Annotated in this window: 16 protein-coding genes; 8 read left to right on the top strand and 8 right to left on the bottom strand. The window is 68.3% G+C overall.

The window, feature by feature from the left end:
- The first annotated feature begins 1 nt into the window (after position 1).
- Positions 2-412, top strand: coding sequence for an aspartate 1-decarboxylase (panD, locus tag FB562_RS13405; protein WP_141881805.1), 411 nt, complete (start codon positions 2-4; stop codon positions 410-412).
- Between the two features lie 151 nt (positions 413-563).
- Here the strand turns inward: panD and acuI are convergent, their stop codons facing one another.
- The 4 genes from acuI to FB562_RS13385 all read right to left on the bottom strand — a co-directional run bounded on the left by acuI (position 564) and on the right by FB562_RS13385 (position 3,125).
- Entirely contained in the window at positions 564-1,547 is a 984-nt protein-coding gene (gene acuI / locus FB562_RS13400; protein ID WP_141881804.1) for an acrylyl-CoA reductase (NADPH), read from the bottom strand.
- Positions 1,548-1,579: 32 nt separating this feature from the next.
- Entirely contained in the window at positions 1,580-2,362 is a 783-nt protein-coding gene (locus FB562_RS13395) for a uroporphyrinogen-III synthase (protein WP_141881803.1), read from the bottom strand.
- An 80-nt stretch (positions 2,363-2,442) separates the two neighbouring features.
- Complete coding sequence (locus FB562_RS13390; protein WP_141881802.1) at positions 2,443-2,697, bottom strand: DUF3618 domain-containing protein; 255 nt, start codon at positions 2,695-2,697, stop codon at positions 2,443-2,445.
- On the bottom strand, positions 2,694-3,125 hold the full coding sequence (locus tag FB562_RS13385) for a phage holin family protein (protein ID WP_141881801.1): 432 nt from the start codon (positions 3,123-3,125) through the stop codon (positions 2,694-2,696). The genes FB562_RS13390 and FB562_RS13385 overlap by 4 nt, the downstream gene beginning before the upstream one ends.
- 31 nt (positions 3,126-3,156) lie before the next feature.
- On the opposite strand from FB562_RS13385, the gene FB562_RS13690 reads away from it, so the two are divergent.
- Positions 3,157-3,390, top strand: a complete 234-nt coding sequence (locus FB562_RS13690) for a hypothetical protein (RefSeq protein WP_185740590.1) — start codon at positions 3,157-3,159, stop codon at positions 3,388-3,390.
- 288 nt (positions 3,391-3,678) lie between these two features.
- On the opposite strand, the gene FB562_RS13375 is transcribed toward FB562_RS13690, so the two are convergent.
- A complete protein-coding gene (locus FB562_RS13375; RefSeq protein WP_141881799.1) occupies positions 3,679-4,587 on the bottom strand; it encodes a serine hydrolase in 909 nt (302 codons plus the stop codon).
- A gap of 42 nt (positions 4,588-4,629) precedes the next feature.
- Positions 4,630-6,588, bottom strand: a complete 1,959-nt coding sequence (locus tag FB562_RS13370; protein WP_141881798.1) for a M13 family metallopeptidase — start codon at positions 6,586-6,588, stop codon at positions 4,630-4,632.
- A 206-nt stretch (positions 6,589-6,794) separates the two neighbouring features.
- On the opposite strand from FB562_RS13370, the gene FB562_RS13365 reads away from it, so the two are divergent.
- The 3 genes from FB562_RS13365 (at position 6,795) to FB562_RS13355 (ending at position 10,814) form a co-directional block, all read left to right on the top strand.
- Positions 6,795-8,072: a uracil-xanthine permease family protein gene (locus FB562_RS13365; RefSeq protein ID WP_141881797.1), complete on the top strand. Its 1,278-nt coding sequence runs from the start codon at positions 6,795-6,797 to the stop codon at positions 8,070-8,072.
- A gap of 178 nt (positions 8,073-8,250) precedes the next feature.
- Entirely contained in the window at positions 8,251-9,525 is a 1,275-nt protein-coding gene (locus FB562_RS13360; RefSeq protein WP_141881796.1) for an MATE family efflux transporter, read from the top strand.
- A gap of 338 nt (positions 9,526-9,863) precedes the next feature.
- On the top strand, positions 9,864-10,814 hold the full coding sequence (locus tag FB562_RS13355; protein WP_141881795.1) for a hypothetical protein: 951 nt from the start codon (positions 9,864-9,866) through the stop codon (positions 10,812-10,814).
- Positions 10,815-11,009: 195 nt separating this feature from the next.
- Here FB562_RS13355 and FB562_RS13350 read toward each other — a convergent pair whose 3' ends face one another.
- Positions 11,010-12,080, bottom strand: a complete 1,071-nt coding sequence (locus FB562_RS13350; RefSeq protein ID WP_141881794.1) for a LacI family DNA-binding transcriptional regulator — start codon at positions 12,078-12,080, stop codon at positions 11,010-11,012.
- A 117-nt stretch (positions 12,081-12,197) separates the two neighbouring features.
- Here FB562_RS13350 and FB562_RS13345 point away from each other — a divergent pair, with 117 nt between their 5' ends.
- A complete protein-coding gene (locus FB562_RS13345; RefSeq protein WP_141881793.1) occupies positions 12,198-13,427 on the top strand; it encodes an MFS transporter in 1,230 nt (409 codons plus the stop codon).
- Positions 13,428-13,461: 34 nt separating this feature from the next.
- Here the strand turns inward: FB562_RS13345 and FB562_RS13340 are convergent, their stop codons facing one another.
- On the bottom strand, positions 13,462-13,668 hold the full coding sequence (locus tag FB562_RS13340; protein WP_141881792.1) for a dodecin family protein: 207 nt from the start codon (positions 13,666-13,668) through the stop codon (positions 13,462-13,464).
- A gap of 131 nt (positions 13,669-13,799) precedes the next feature.
- On the opposite strand from FB562_RS13340, the gene nucS reads away from it, so the two are divergent.
- A complete protein-coding gene (gene nucS, locus FB562_RS13335; RefSeq protein WP_141881791.1) occupies positions 13,800-14,495 on the top strand; it encodes an endonuclease NucS in 696 nt (231 codons plus the stop codon).
- A 39-nt stretch (positions 14,496-14,534) separates the two neighbouring features.
- Positions 14,535-15,191 (top strand): HAD hydrolase-like protein, encoded by a 657-nt coding sequence (locus FB562_RS13330; protein WP_141881790.1) that lies wholly within the window; start codon positions 14,535-14,537, stop codon positions 15,189-15,191.
- Positions 15,192-15,199 lie beyond the last annotated feature (8 nt).

Below are 15,199 nucleotides of genomic sequence, written 5' to 3'. Positions count from 1 at the left end.
CATGCAACTCACCATGCTTCATGCGAAGATCCACCGCGCGACCGTCACGCAGGCCGACCTCAACTATGTCGGCTCCGTCACGGTCGACAGCGTGCTGCTCGAAGCATCCGGAATTCTGCCCGGCGAGAAGGTCTCGATCGTCGACGTCACCAACGGCGCCCGGCTCGAGACGTACACGATCGCGGGCGAGCCGAACAGCGGCGTTCTCTCGATCAACGGCGCTGCCGCGCATCTGATCCACCCGGGCGACCTGGTCATCCTCATCGCCTACGCGCAGATGAGCCCGGATGAGGCCCGCGAGTTCGTGCCGTCGATCGTTCACGTCGACGAGAAGAACCGCATCGTGCACCTGGGCGGTGACCCGGCGGATGCCACGGGCACGTCAGGCGAGCGCCCCCCGTACGCGATCTGACCCACTCGCTCCGCGCATCCCTCCGCGCACCCGCGCACTCACGCACCCACGCAGTCACGCACTCACGCACCCGCGCACGTGAGTGGTCACTGAATGCCCTTTCGGATACCCGCAAAGGGCCGAAAGTGACCTTTCGCACGCGGATACGACGTCAGCGGCGCACGTCGACGACCGTTCGGCCTCGCACCTGGCCGGCGAGGATCTGCTCGGCGACACCCTTCGCATCCGTCAGTCCGACCGTGGTCGTCAGGCTGTCGAGCAGTTCGAGGTCGAGATTCCGCGCCAGACGATCCCACGCCTGCACGCGCAGCGCGTGAGGTGCGTTCACCGAGTTGATGCCCATGAGGTTCGCCGAGCGCAGGATGAACGGCAGCACGGTCGACGGGAGCCCGGCGCTCTCGGCCAGGCCGCACGCCGCTACGGTGCCGCCGTATTCCAACTGCGCGAGCACATTCGCGAGGGTGTTGCCGCCCGCAGAGTCGACAGCCGCAATCCAGCGCTGCTCCTGCAGCGGCTTGCCCGGCTCCGAGAACTGGGCCCGGTCGATGACGTCGGATGCGCCGAGCGAGCGCAGATAGTCGGCCTCGTCCAGGCGACCCGTCGACGCCGTCACCCTGTGCCCGAGCCTCGACAGAACCGCGATGGCGATCGAGCCGACGCCGCCGGCCGCGCCCGTGACGAGCACGCTGCCGTCGTTCTCCAGCGCACCGGAACGCTCCAGCGCGAGCACCGCCAGCATGGCCGTGAAGCCGGCCGTTCCGATCGCGGCCGCCCTCTGCGGCGAGATCGCCTCCGGAAGCGGAACCAGCCATTCGGACTTCACACGCGCCCGCTCCGCCAGCCCTCCGTGGTGGGTCTCGCCGACGCCCCAGCCATTCAGGATGACCCGGTCGCCCGGGGCGAAGCCGCTGCCGGCCGCCGCATCCGCCACCGTGCCGACGAAGTCGATCCCGGGTACGAGGGGGTGGTTCCGGATGATGCCGGGCCGGCCCATGATGGCCATGCCGTCCTTGTAGTTGATGCTCGAGAAATCGACATCGACGGTCACATCGCCCGGCATGAGCGTGTCGTCGGGCAGCTCGGTCAGTTCGGTGCTGACGGTGTCACCGGTCTTCGTCGTCCACAGTGCGCGCATGTTCCCAGCCTAGGCACGCAGCCTGTGAGAGCTCAGCCGGAGGCGTCGGCGTGCACGAGCATGTGCTCGGCGAGTGACTCCACGAGCGCCTCGGCCGTGCGCGACTCGGCGATGAGATCCACGGTCAGCCCCGCCGCGCGGGCGTCGAATGCCGTGCGCGGGCCGATACAGGCGACGATCGTCTTCTCCGGCAGAGGCGCCAGCTGCGCCTGAACCTGCCGCGCAACGCTGCCCGAACTGATCAGGATCGCACCGATGCGGCCGGATGCGACATCCGCCGCCACGCGCTCAGAGACCTGAACGCCGACGGTGCGGTACGCAACCACGAAGTCCACGTCGAGGCCGAGATCGGTGAGACCCTCCAGCAGGTTCGGCTCCGACAGGTCAGGCTGCGGGGCGAGCACGCGGCCCGACTTCACCGACTCGGGCCACTCACGGATGAGACCGCGCAGCGAATTGTCGAGCTCCGGCGCGAAGTCCACCGGATAGCCGGCCAGCGACAGAGCGGCACTCGTCGTCTCGCCAACGCAGGCAATGCGCGTCGAATCCGGAATCTGCACGCCGTGGCTGTTGAGAACATCCACCGTCGTGCCGCTCGCGACAACGAACCAGTCGTAGTGCCCGGCCTCGAGGCGCTCGAGCGCGGAACTCAGCGGCGCCGGATCTTCAGGCATCGCGAAATTGATCATGGGGGCGACCACCGCCGTGGCACCGTAGCTGCGCAGGATGGCGGCCACATTCTCGCCGTAGCTGCCTCCCCGCGGAACGAGGACGCGCAGGCCGGTGAGCGGTTTCGCCGGACGGAGGGGTGTCATACCCCCATACTGCCCCGCCGGGCTTGCTGAGCAAAAACGAGCGCCGCCCCATCACGCTCGGGTGGCGGGGCTGCGTCGGCTCAGTCGTCGCTGAATACCGCCCAGGCGATGAGGCCGCCGATGGCGATGACCGCCGCCGTGGCGCCCACAATCCACGGCACCGGGTTCTCCTCGTAGGAGCGCTGCGCCCTCTCCTTGAGTTCATTCGCGCGCTTGGGCACGTTGAGCTTGTCCTCGATCGCGTCGAGCGTGTCGCCCAACTCCTCACGGGAGCGGCGCACCGCATCCTTCACCGCGTTCTTGCCGTTCTCGAATGCCTGCTGAGTGTCGCTCATGAGATTCCTCCCTTTCGGATGCCGCGGACGACATCGATATCGCGCTTCACGCTCTCGATCGTGTCGACCGGGAGCGGCGGGATGCCCGCCTTCAGTTTCAGATAACCCACCCACGCCAGGATGGCCGCCACCAGCAGCAGCACACCGGCGACGACGAGCGCCGCCGCCCAGCCGGGCATGACCAGCGACAGCGCGAGCACCGCAGCCGTGAGCAGCACGCCGATCATGAACATCAGCACGATCGCGGCACCCGCCAGAAGACCGGCACCGATGCCGAGTGCCTTCAGCTTGGCCACCAGCTCGGCCTTCAGCTGCTCGATCTCGGCCGTCACCAGCTCGGTCACCAGTCGCGGGACATCCGCGATCAGCTCGAACAGCGAACGCTTACGCGGTCGCGCCTGCTTCACGGGATCCGTGTAGTCGGTCATGGGCTCCTCCTGCCTGGGCCGGGGGGCTTACTTGGATGAGGTCGAGGACGTGCTGCCGGACTTCGACGCACCCGACCGTGACGCGCTGCTCTTCGACGCGGTGGTCTTCGACGCGCTCGTCTTCGACGCACCGGTCCGTGCCGTGCTGGCCTTCGATGTGCTGGCCTTCGACGACGACCCGGCGGTGCCGCTCACCTGGCGAACGACCCTTTTGGCATTGTCGGCGATGAACTCGGCCACCTCCGGCGCCTTGTCCTTCGCGTAGTCCTCGACGCGCTCCACCTGGTGCTGCACGCGGGGATCATTCCAGAGCTTGCCGGTGAAACGCTTGATCTGCTCATAGCGTTCACGGCCAGCACGAGCGCCCAGCACGTAGCCGACGGCAACCCCGGTCAGGATGAGTATCTTGCCTCGCACGGTGACTCCGTTCCGTTGAGTGGTGCTTCAAGCGTACTGTCGTGATTCGACCTCGCGATCAGGAAACTCCCAGCCGGAGGTTGCACGCGGGTGAGGTTTCGAGACGCTCCTTCGTCGCTCCTCAACCTGCCAGGTGTCAGTAGACGTACTCGAGCAGATCGTGGCCGACCGCGCGCATGGCTTCGAGCACGCGCAGCCTCTGCTGCAGACTCGAGTCGACGAACTCCACGATGACCGCGTACGCGACACCCGCCGACCTGCCCTGCAGCAGGCCGACATCCGCCCGCACGCCGTTGTCGCTGCCCGTCTTGTTGATCAGCTGCAGACCGTGGCTGCTCGCCCGGTGCGCGAGCGGATCGAGCCCGAAGGCGCTCGCCACCATCGACAGGTCGTGGTTCATCGACAGCCAGTCGAGCACGCGGCGGCTCGTCACCGAATCGACCACCTGCCCGCGGGAGAGCGCATAGAACAGCCACGCCAGCTCGGCCGTCGCCCCGACCGAGAACTGCGGCGCATCATCCGGCCCCCTCTTGTCGCGCACGACATCGAGCAGGGCGGTGCGCTTGAGGCCGAGCGACTCGGCCCGCGCCCGCACGGCGTCGAGGCCGATCTGCCGCAGAAGCACATTCGTGGCCACATTGTCGCTGACGCTGCCGATGAGCAGGCCGAGGTCGCCGATCGGCAGGGTGGGCACCTGCATCCGCCGCCACAGGCCGGAATCGCCGACCAGGTCATCCGCCGTCTTGTCGAGGATGCCGTAGCCGGAGGCCTCGCGCGTCGTCATGCGCGCAGACGCCTCCACCAGCAGCAGGACCTTGCCGATGGATGCCGCCGGCAGCGCGATGCGGTCATCGATCGACAGAAGGGGCAGGCCCGTCGTCAGATCGAGCACGCTCGCCGAGACGCGCGCGCCCGCGTAGGCCAGCTCACCGAGCGCGGTGAAGCTGGCCGAGAAGTTCTCGATCTCGTCGGCACCACGATGCCGCGCGGGTCGCGGATCTGTCGTGCGTCGTCGACGGGAGTGATCGCGGGTGTGGGCCGTCACGTCTCCTTCTTCATGCGTCGCGCATCCGGCAGCGTCGGGTCGCTACCAGATGGTGACGCGCTCGTTCGGATCAAGCCACAGCTCGTCGTTCTCGGTCACATCAAACGTCTCATAGAACTCGTCGATGTTGCGAACGATCTGGTTGCAGCGGAACTCGTTGGGCGAATGGGGGTCGATGGAGAGCAGACGGATGACCTCCTCATCGCGCGCCTTCAGCTGCCAGGCCTGCGCCCAGGAGAGGAAGAAACGCTCGGCGCCCGTCAGGCCGTCGATGACGGGCGGCTCTTCGCCCTGCAGTGAGATCAGGTACGCCTTCCAGGCGATGCCGAGGCCACCCAGGTCGCCGATGTTCTCGCCGATCGTGAGGGCGCCGTTGACATGATGCTCGGGCGTCTGGCGCGGGGCGAGGGCGTCGTACTGGGCGATGAGCGAGGCCGTGAGCGCCTCGAACGCCGCGCGATCCTCGGATGTCCACCAGTCGGTGAGCAGGCCGTCGCCGTCGTACTTGGAGCCCTGGTCGTCGAAGCCGTGACCGATCTCGTGGCCGATGACAGCGCCGATCGCACCGTAGTTGGCTGCCGCATCCCAGCCCTCATCGAAGAAGGGGGCCTGCAGGATGGCCGCAGGGAACACGATCTCGTTGAAACCCGGGTTGTAGTACGCGTTGATCGTCTGCGGCGTCATGAACCACTCGTCGCGATCGAGCGGCTTGCCGATCTTGCCGAGTTCGCGCTGGAACTCGAACTCGCTCGTCGCCCGCACATTGCCGATCAGGTCGCCCGCGTCGATCTCGAGCGCCGAATAGTCGCGCCACTTCACGGGGAAGCCGATCTTGGGCGTGAACTTCTCCAGCTTCTCGAGCGCGCGCCCCCGCGTCGCCTCCGTCATCCACGGCAGCGTCGCGATCGACTGACGGTACGCCTCGATAAGGTTCTCGACGAGCACATCCATGGCCGCCTTCGCGGTCGGCGGGAAGAAACGCTCCACATAGATGCGGCCCACAGCCTCACCCATGGCGCCCTCGACGAGGGAGACGCCACGCTTCCAGCGGGCGCGCAGCTCGGGCGTGCCCGTGAGAGTGCGGCCGTAGAAGTCGAAGTTCGCGTCGACGAAGTCCTGGCTGAGATAGGCGGCAGACGAGCGGATGACCTGCCAGCGCAGCCAGTCCTTCCAGGCCCCCAGGCGGTCGGCTGTCAGCAGCTCCCGCGCCCCGTCGATGAAACTCGGCTGGCGCACGACGACCTCGTCGAAGCTGCCGGCGGGCGGATCCATGGCGGCGAGCCATCCGCCCAGCTCGACGCCCGCGGCTGGGTCGCCGACGACATCCGCCCAGGCCCGCAGGTTGTAGGTGGCCTCGCTGTCGCGCGAACGCACATTGTCCCAGTGCTGGGCGGCGATCGCGGTCTCCAGCTCGAAGACGCGCGCCGCGGCATCCGCAGCGTCGTCGACTCCGGCGAGCACGAGCATCCGCTCGACGAATTCGCGGTACTTCTCGCGAATCTGCGCGAACTTCTCGTCACGGAAGTACGACTCGTCGGGCAGGCCGATGCCGCCCTGCTCGACGAACACCAGGTAGCGGTCGGGGCGACCCGGGTCGTTGTCGACGAACAGCTGGAACAGCCCGCTCACGCCCTGCCGCTCAAGGCGGCCCAGGGTCGACAGGAACTCGTCGACCGAACCGATCGCGTCGACCTCGGCGAGCGCCGGCCGCAGCGGCTCGGCGCCGAGGGCCTCCACGCGCTCGGTGTCGAGAAAGCTCGCATAGAGGTCGCCGAACTTGCGCTGCTCGGTGCCCGGCCGGGCATCCTGCGACTCGGTGATGATGTCGCGAACGGCCCTCTCGGCCTCCTCCGCGAGCACATAGAACGAGCCGTAACGGGCCTTGTCGGAGGGGATCTCCGTGCGCTCGATCCACCTGCCGTTGACGTGCCGGAACAGATCGTTCTGCGGTCGGATGTTCGGGTCGAGTTCGGAGCGGTCGATACCGGAGGCGAGCGTCATGTGTCCACCCTAAACGAGGGGGCTGAGGGCTCGTACCCAGCGATTCCGGATGCTCGTGAAGGCCGTCTCCCGGCCCCTCACTGCGCGCGTGCGATGGCGTGGCGCGCGGGGTGCGGCGGCGCGCGGCAGTACTGTCTGGGAAGTCCCTGTGATGGGGCGTGCGATCACACTGAGCGGCCCCGGGGTCGCACAACACGAGGAGAGAAATGGCGCTGCCCTGGAAGCTGCACGGCGACGGAAAGAATGTCGCCGCATCCGAGATCGTCCTGCCCGAGGAGCGGCTCAGCTGGCCGCGCACGATCGGCTTCGGCGGCCAACACGTCGTCGCCATGTTCGGCGCCACCTTCCTCGTGCCCGTGCTCACCGGCTTCTCGCCCGCCACAACACTGCTGTTCTCGGGAATCGGTACGCTGCTCTTCCTGCTCATCACGCAGAACCGGCTGCCCAGCTATCTGGGGTCATCGTTCGCGTTCATCGCCCCGATCACCGCCGCCGTCGCATCCGAGGGCAAAGGAGTCGCGCTCGCCGGCGTCGTCATCGTGGGCGCGCTGCTCGCCATCGTCGGCGTCATCGTGCACCTCGCCGGCACCCGCTGGATCAACCTGCTCATGCCGCCCGTCGTCTCGGGCGCGATCGTCGCACTCATCGGCTTCAACCTGGCGCCCGCAGCGAAGAACAACTTCCTGCTCGCCCCGCTGACCGCACTCATTACCCTCCTCGCCGTGATCCTCGTGACAGTGCTGTTCAAGGGCATGATCGGCCGCCTCTCCATCCTCATCGGCGTCGTCGTCGGCTACATCGTCGCCGCCGTCTCCGGCGAACTCGACCCGGGAGCGCTCAAGGCCGTCGAGGAGGCCGCCTGGATCGGCTTCCCCGAATTCATCACCCCCACGTTCAGCCTCGCCCACCTGCCCATCTACCTCATGTTCCTGCCCGTCGTGCTCGCGCTCGTCGCCGAGAACGTCGGACATGTGAAGGGAGTCGGGCAGCTCACCAGCCGCGACCTCGACCCGCTCACCGGGCGTGCTCTGTTCGCCGACGGCCTCGCGACCGTCATCGCCGGAATCGGCGGCGGCTCCCCCACGACCACCTACGGCGAGAACATCGGCGTCATGTCCGCCACCCGCGTCTTCTCGACCGCCGCCTACTGGGTCGCCGGAATCGCCGCGATCATCCTGGGCCTCTCCCCCAAGATCGGCGCCATCATCTTCACCATCCCGCCGGGCGTGCTCGGCGGCGTCACCACCGCGCTGTACGGGCTCATCGGCATCATCGGTGTGCGCATCTGGGTCGAGAACAAGGTCGACTTCAGCAAGGCGAAGAACCAGTTCACCGCCGGCATCGCCATCATCGTCGCCGTCGCCCCCTTCGTGTTCTCCATCGGGCAGGCCGAGTTCTCGGGCATCATCCTGGGCACCGTCGCAGCGCTCGTCGTCTACCACCTGATGGATGTCATCGGCAGGCTGCGCGGCATCGACGCGTAGCATCCGCCCCGCCACAGTGTGACGTTGTGCGGGTTCTGTGTCGTTGTGCGTGCCCTGCCACGCACAACGACACAGAACCCGCACACGGTCACCGCGTGCGCGTCGCCGCCATCGCATCGCTCAGTAGGCTTTCGGCATAGACAAGAAGCAGCTCGACCGCGACATCCTGCGGCTCGCCGTGCCCGCGCTCGGGGCACTCGTCGCCGAGCCCGCATTCCTGCTGCTCGACACGGCCATGGTCGGCCATCTGGGGGCGGATGCGCTGGGCGGCCTGGGCATCGCCGGCGCAATACTGCAGACGGTCGTCGGCCTGCTCATCTTCCTCGCATACGCGACAACGCCGGCCGTGGCACGACGCCTCGGGGCGGGCGACCGGCCGGGCGCCATCCGAGCAGGCATCGACGGAATGTGGCTGGCGGCGCTGATCGGTGCCGCCCTCGTCGTGGCCGGCCTGCCGACATCCGACTGGCTCGTCTCACTCTTCGGGGCGACGGATGCGGTGAGCGCCGCAGCAGGAACCTACCTGTCGATCTCGCTGTGGGGCCTGCCCGCCATGCTGCTCGTGATCGCCGCAACCGGGCTGCTGCGCGGCCTGCAGGACACGACGACACCACTCGTCGTCGCCACCGTCGGCTTCGGCGCGAACGCCGCCCTCAACTGGCTGTTCATCTACGGGCTGGGCCTCGGCGTGGCCGGCTCGGCCATCGGAACCGTCATCGCCCAGTGGGGCATGGCCGCCGTGTACATCGTGATGGCCGTGCGCAGCGCCCGCCGCGAGAAGACCACCCTTCGGCCCGGGCTGCGCGGGGTCGGAAGCGCGGCGGGCTCCGGTCTGTGGCTGCTGCTGCGCACGGCATCGCTGCGGGCCGCCCTGCTGGCGACCGTGTTCGTCGCCACGGGCTTCGGCGTGACCGAGCTGGCGACCATGCAGATCGTGATGAGCCTGTTCTTCACTCTCGCATTCATCCTCGACGCCCTCGCCATCGCCGGCCAGGCGCTCATCGGGCACGGCCTCGGCGCATCCGAGGTGCCCAGGGTGACGGCCGTCACGCGGCGACTCATCGGCCACGGGCTGCTCTCGGGGGTCGCGATCGGCGCACTCGTCGCACTCCTCGCACCCGTCGTGGGGCCCGTCTTCACGGGCGACCCGGCCATCCACGCCCAGCTCACACCGGTGCTGTGGCTGATGGCGCTGGGGGTTCCGCTGGCCGGGTACGTCTTCGTGCTCGACGGCGTGCTGATCGGCGCCGGGGATGCGCGCTATCTCGCGCTGAGCGGCATCATCAACGTGCTCGTGTACCTGCCGCTGCTGTGGTGGGTCGCGGCGGCGCGGCCCGAACCTGCGCTGCCGTGGCTGTGGCTGGCCTTCGGCTTCGGCTACATGGGGGCGCGAGCGGTGACCCTGGGGCTGCGGGCGCGTGGCACCCGCTGGATCGTGACGGGCTCGGCCTAGCCGCCGCCCCTCCCCCGTTGCGAGGCGTTTTCGGTGGCCTGAGGCTGCCATGGTGGGCTCGAATCGCCGAAAGCGCCTCGGATGCCACGCGGCAGTCACCGCGGGGCCGACACCCTCGCATCCGTCCGACGGCTTGTCTCTCTCCCCCACTTGTCGCATCCATCGCACCTGAGGCGTTTTCGGGGGTCTGAGCCCGCCGTCGTGGGCTCGAACCGCCGAAAGTGCCTCGCACCCCGGGCGGTCGAGCAGCACTCCCCAACACGGGGCGATATCGCGCGGATCCCACTGATCGCACCCTCCCCTGCGTCCTGGCCGGGCGCATCCGTGAGCATTCACGCATGGATGCCCCGCTTTACCTCAGCAGAGAAGCCCGGATGCTCGGAACAGACCGCGAGCTCCGGGCACGATTCGAGCGCGGTGAGCTGCTGAGGCTCCGGCCCGGCGTGTACACCAGCGCCACTGCGTGGGCGCGGCTCGCTGGCGATGTCCGCCACCGCCTCTTCGTTCGAGCCGCCGCCGCGGTCTCTCCCTTCGGCGCGCAGTTCAGCCACGAATCGGCCGCCGCTCTCTGGCGGCTGCCGATCCTCGGCGCGTGGCCGTCGACTGCGCACCGCCTCACGCAGCCGAGCCCCGGCGGAACGAGCCGGGTGGGCATCCGCCATCATGGGCTCGGCCTCGACACGCACCCGGTCGAGATCGACGGGGTCACGGTCACGTCCCTCACCAGGACCCTGCTCGACATGGCCACGAGTACCAACTTCATGCGAGCCGTCGTCACGATCGACGACGGGCTTCGGCCGCCCGAGAAGGGCGACTTCAGGTACGGCGAGGGCGTCGAGGCACCGACGAAGGAGGAACTTCTCGATCTTCTGCGACTGCGACTGTCGTTCCGGGGCTCGGCGCGCGCATCCCGGGCGATCGAGTTCGCCGACGGTCGGAGCGGCTCTCCCCGCGAGTCCCGATTCCGGGTGCAGTGCGCCGCGCTACGCCTGCCCGCTCCCGAACTGCAGGTCGAATTTCGTGACGAGGAGGGGCTCATCGGCTACGCGGACTTCTTCTGGCCCCACCTGGGGCTCATCGTCGAGGTCGACGGCGCGATCAAATATGGTGCGGGCCGCCGCTACCGGCAGGATCTCACCCCGCACGAGCTGCTCCTGCGGGAGAAAGACAGGGAGGACCGGATGCGCAGGGTCGTCACCGACTTCGCCAGACCGCCGGCTCGCATCCTCGACGACAGGAGGCTGCTCGGCCCCTACCTCGCGCGGCATGGGCTCGTGCCGGTGAGGTGACACGCGCATCCGGGCCCTCTCGCATCCGGGCCCTCTCGCATCCGCCCGTCGCGTCGACTCTCACCTCCGCCCGCGCATCCGAGGCGTTTTCGGCGGTGCGAGCCCGCGGCGGCAGGCTCGCACCGCCGAAAACGCCTCGCACCTCGGTGTCGGACTCCCCCGCCACATCAGATCGCCAGACGGCGGCGCGACAAACTACGGGCGCGGGGCGGCCGTCGTGGCTCCGATGCGCAGGGCGCTGCGCAGCTGTACGGCGGGCGGCTCCTCGCCGGCGAGCAGGCGTGCGATGGCGCGACCGGCGGCGCGACCCTTCTCGACGGCCGGCTGCACGAGCGTGGTGAGTTCGCCGGTGCCGTAGCCGTCCGTGCGGATGCCGTCGAAGCCGAGCACGCTCACATCGTCGGGCACGTTCAGCCCTAGCTCTTCGGCCGCGCGGATGACGCCGAGCGCGAGCAGGTCGCTCTGGGCGATGATGGCCGTGGGTCGGCCCTCGGGCTGTGTCAGCAGGGCGATCCCGGCCGTGTATCCGGATGCCGTCGAGCTGGCCGGCGCCATCCATCCGCGGATCGACGCAAAGACCTTCAGCACTCCGCGCAGTCGCTCGGCGGCGGTGAACGCCGTCGCCCGCTCCTCCCAGTCGGGCATGAGGGGGCCGGATGCGTGGGCCGCGCCGAGCGGCAGGGTCACGACCGCGACGTCCCGGTGCCCCAGCTCGAACAGGTGCCGCGCCCCCGCAGCGCTGGCCTCCTGGTTGTCGAGGGCCACGTCGAGCACGCCGGCCATGGGCTCCGCCTCGATGGCGACGATGGGGATGCCGCGTTGCCGCAGGACTTCGACGGATGCGTCGAGTCGCGTACTGCAGCCGACCAGCACGACAGCATCCATGGGCGCCGTGGAGATGGGGGCGTTCTCCTCCGCCGTGTCGGTGAGGAGGAGTAGGGCGGAGCCCATCGTGCCGGTCTCGTCGGCGAGGCCGTCGAGCATGGCGATGTTCATGGGGTCGCGGAAGGCGTCGCGCAGGCGGTCTTCGACGACGACGCCGACGATGCCGGAGCGGCCGCGGCGCAGCGAGCGCGCCATGGGGTCGGGCCCGCCGTAGCCGAGGGTCGCGGCGGCGGCCATCACCTTCTCGCGGGTTGTCGCGGCGACGGGCCCTGAGCCGCTGAAGGCGAGGGATGCGGTCGAGCGGGAGACGCCGGCGAGCGCGGCGACGGCCGCGAGCGTGGGGCGCTGCGCGGGCGTTTCGTTTCTTGCCTCATCGGTCATGACTTGATAGTTTAGTCGAATCGATTCGATCGAACCGATTCGACCCACATATTCTTTGGGATCCGCCCCCGTCGGGGAGTCGCCCCGAGCACCCGCATCCATCCCTTCAGGAGCACCATGACGTCGCCAGCGACAACACCCCCCGTCTACCCCGGCGGGCTCGACCGCTCACAGGTGGTCGCCTGGCGCAATGCGATCTTCATCATCTTCGGCGTCTGCGGCGTCGGCCTTGCCAGCTGGATGGCCCGCACACCCGCCGTCAAGGCTGCTCTCGGCATCTCGACCGGTGAGATGGGCATCCTCATCCTCAGCCTGGCCGTGGGTTCCATCGTCGGCCTGGTCGCATCGAGTCACATCATCGCGCGCTTCGGTGCCAGAAAGATCATCACCTGGTGCCTCGCGATCGGCCCGCTGGGGCTCATCCTTGCCGGCTTCGGCGTGAGCATCCTGCCGAACTTCGCGATCGTCTCCGCGGGACTGCTCGTGTTCGGTGTGGGCATGGCCGTCTGTGATGTGGCCATGAACCTCTCCGGCGCGGTCAACGAGCGCGTGCTCGGCCGCACGATCATGCCCGTGTTCCACGCCTTCTTCAGCTTCGGAACCATGCTGGGTGCGGGCATCGGCGCACTCGCAGAGCTCGCCGGCGTGCCCATCTTCGCGCAGGCCGCCGTCGTCTCGGCGGCGATCATCGTCGCCAGCATGGTGGCGGTGCGATACCTGCAGTCGGAGAACGCGATCGAGCAGGACACCAACCCGGATGCCGGGCACAGCACCTGGCGCGAACGGCTGTCCATCTGGGCCGACCCGCGCACCCTGACGATCGGCCTGATCGTGCTTGGCATGGCGCTCGCTGAGGGTTCCGCGAACGACTGGCTCGCCCTGACCATGGTCGAGGGCCACCACGTCGACAAGCCCAGCGGAGCGGTCATCTTCGGCGTCTTCGTGACCGCCATGACGGTGGGGCGCCTTGCCGGGGTGTCTGTTCTCGACCGCTACGGCCGCGTTCCCGTGTTGCGCGGATCGGCCGTGCTCGCGATCGTCGGCCTGCTGATGGTGATCTACTCGCCTGTCGTGTGGATCGCCGTGGTCGGTGTCGTGCTGTGGGGTCTCGGCAGCGCGCTCGGGTTCCCGACGGGAATGTCCGCGGCGGCCGACGACCCGAGGACGGCGACGGCGCGAGTGAGCGCCGTGGCCACGATCGGCTACGTCGCGTTCCTCGTCGGACCGCCCATGATCGGTTTCCTGGGCGAGCACTTCGGTCTGCTCAACGCGCTGCTGCCGGTTCTCGCGCTCATCATCGTCGCCGGGATCGCTTCGGGCGCAGCCCGCGAGCCCAAGAAGGCCTGAGGGTACGCCCGCGGGCGGTCAGGGGCGAGGGCGCTCAGTCCTCGAGGATGAAGGTGACCTCCAGCACGACGGACCAGGCGGTGATCCTGCCGTCGCTGGCTTCGACCTTCTGCTCCTTGACCCATCCTCCGGAGACGCCGCGCAGCGTCTGCTGGGCGCGCTCCATGCCGAGCCGCACTGCGGCGTCGAAACTTTCCTCGGACCGGGCGTTGATGGTGGTGACGCGGGCTACGCTTCCCATGATTCCTCCTCGTCGAGTGGTCATTCGCTGATGTGCAGCCGACACTACGCCGCCGATCGGCGCCGTGGCCACCTTCCCACCGCACGCCCAGCATGCGGAGGCAGGGCGCGCGGCCCGGTACGCTCGACACCGTGCGTCTTGTCATTGCCCGCTGCTCCGTCGATTACGCGGGCCGCCTCAGCGCCCATCTGCCTCTCGCCACGCGGCTGTTGCTGCTGAAGGCCGACGGCAGCGTGCTCGTGCACTCCGATTCGCTCAGCTACAAGCCGCTCAACTGGATGAGCCCGCCGTGCAGCCTGTCGACGCTTGAGCCTGAGCAGGAGCAGGCGGATGCGGGAGTCGCCGAGATCTGGAAGGTCACCCAGGCGAAGACGGCCGACATGCTGGTGATCTCCATCCACGAGATCCTGCATGACAGCATCCACGAGCTCGGTGTCGATCCCGGCCTGCAGAAGGACGGCGTCGAGGCGCACCTGCAGAAGCTGCTCGCCGAGCAGATCGAGACGCTGGGCGACGGCCACCGGCTGGTGCGCCGCGAGTACATGACGGCGATCGGGCCTGTCGACATTCTGGCGACGGATGCTCAGGGCGGCAGCGTCGCCGTCGAGATCAAGCGACGTGGAGACATCGACGGTGTCGAGCAGCTCACCCGCTACCTGGAGCTCATGAACCGCGACCCCCTGCTCGCACCCGTCGCCGGGGTTTTCGCCGCCCAGGAGATCAAGCCGCAGGCGCGCACACTGGCCGAGGACCGCGGCATCCGCTGCGTCGTGCTCGACTATGACGCCATGCGCGGCATGGACGACAGCCACCTGCGGCTCTTCTGAGCCGTCGGCTACGCGCGGCGCTGGCCTAGGCTGGTCGGGATGAGTTCTCCCTGGAGTTGCATACTGTTCGACCTCGACGGCACGATCGCCGACTCGGCGCCGGGCATCACCGCGTCGCTCGGCTACATGTTCGAGAAGCTGGGCCGGCCTGTTCCCTCACAGGAGGATCTGCTCCGCTGGGTGGGCCCGCCGATCCTCGACTCGTTCCGCGATCTCGCCGGCATGGATCCGGTCGAGTCAGTACAGGCGCTCGCCATCTACCGCCGTCACTATCTCGACAACGGCGCCAATGGCAGCCCTGTGTTCTCGGGCGTGCCGCACGTGCTGCGCTCGATCCATGAGGCTGGTGTTCCGTTGTCGCTGGCGACCTCGAAGCCGGAGTTCCCCGCATCCGTGATTCTCGACCACGCCAATCTGACGCAGTATTTCAGGGTGCTCTCTGGGTCATCGATCGATGAGATCCGCAGTGCCAAGAAAGATGTCATCGCCGAGGCGCTGAACAGGTTCCGGATGATCGGGGCCGACCTGAGCAGGCCGGTCATGGTGGGTGACCGCAAGCATGACGTGGAGGGCGCCGCGGCTCACGGCATCCCGACGATCTTCGTCACCTGGGGGTACGGCTCACCTGAGGAGCAGGAGGGCGCGGCGCATGTCGTCGACAGCCCCGAGCAGCTCATGCCGTTGCTGCTCGGCTGAGGTCGTCG

The sequence above is a fragment of the Homoserinimonas aerilata genome (assembly GCF_006716125.1).
GTDB lineage: Bacteria > Actinomycetota > Actinomycetes > Actinomycetales > Microbacteriaceae > Homoserinimonas > Homoserinimonas aerilata.
The sequence above is the reverse complement of the archived record's forward strand: the minus strand, read 5'-3'. Positions and strand labels throughout refer to the sequence as shown.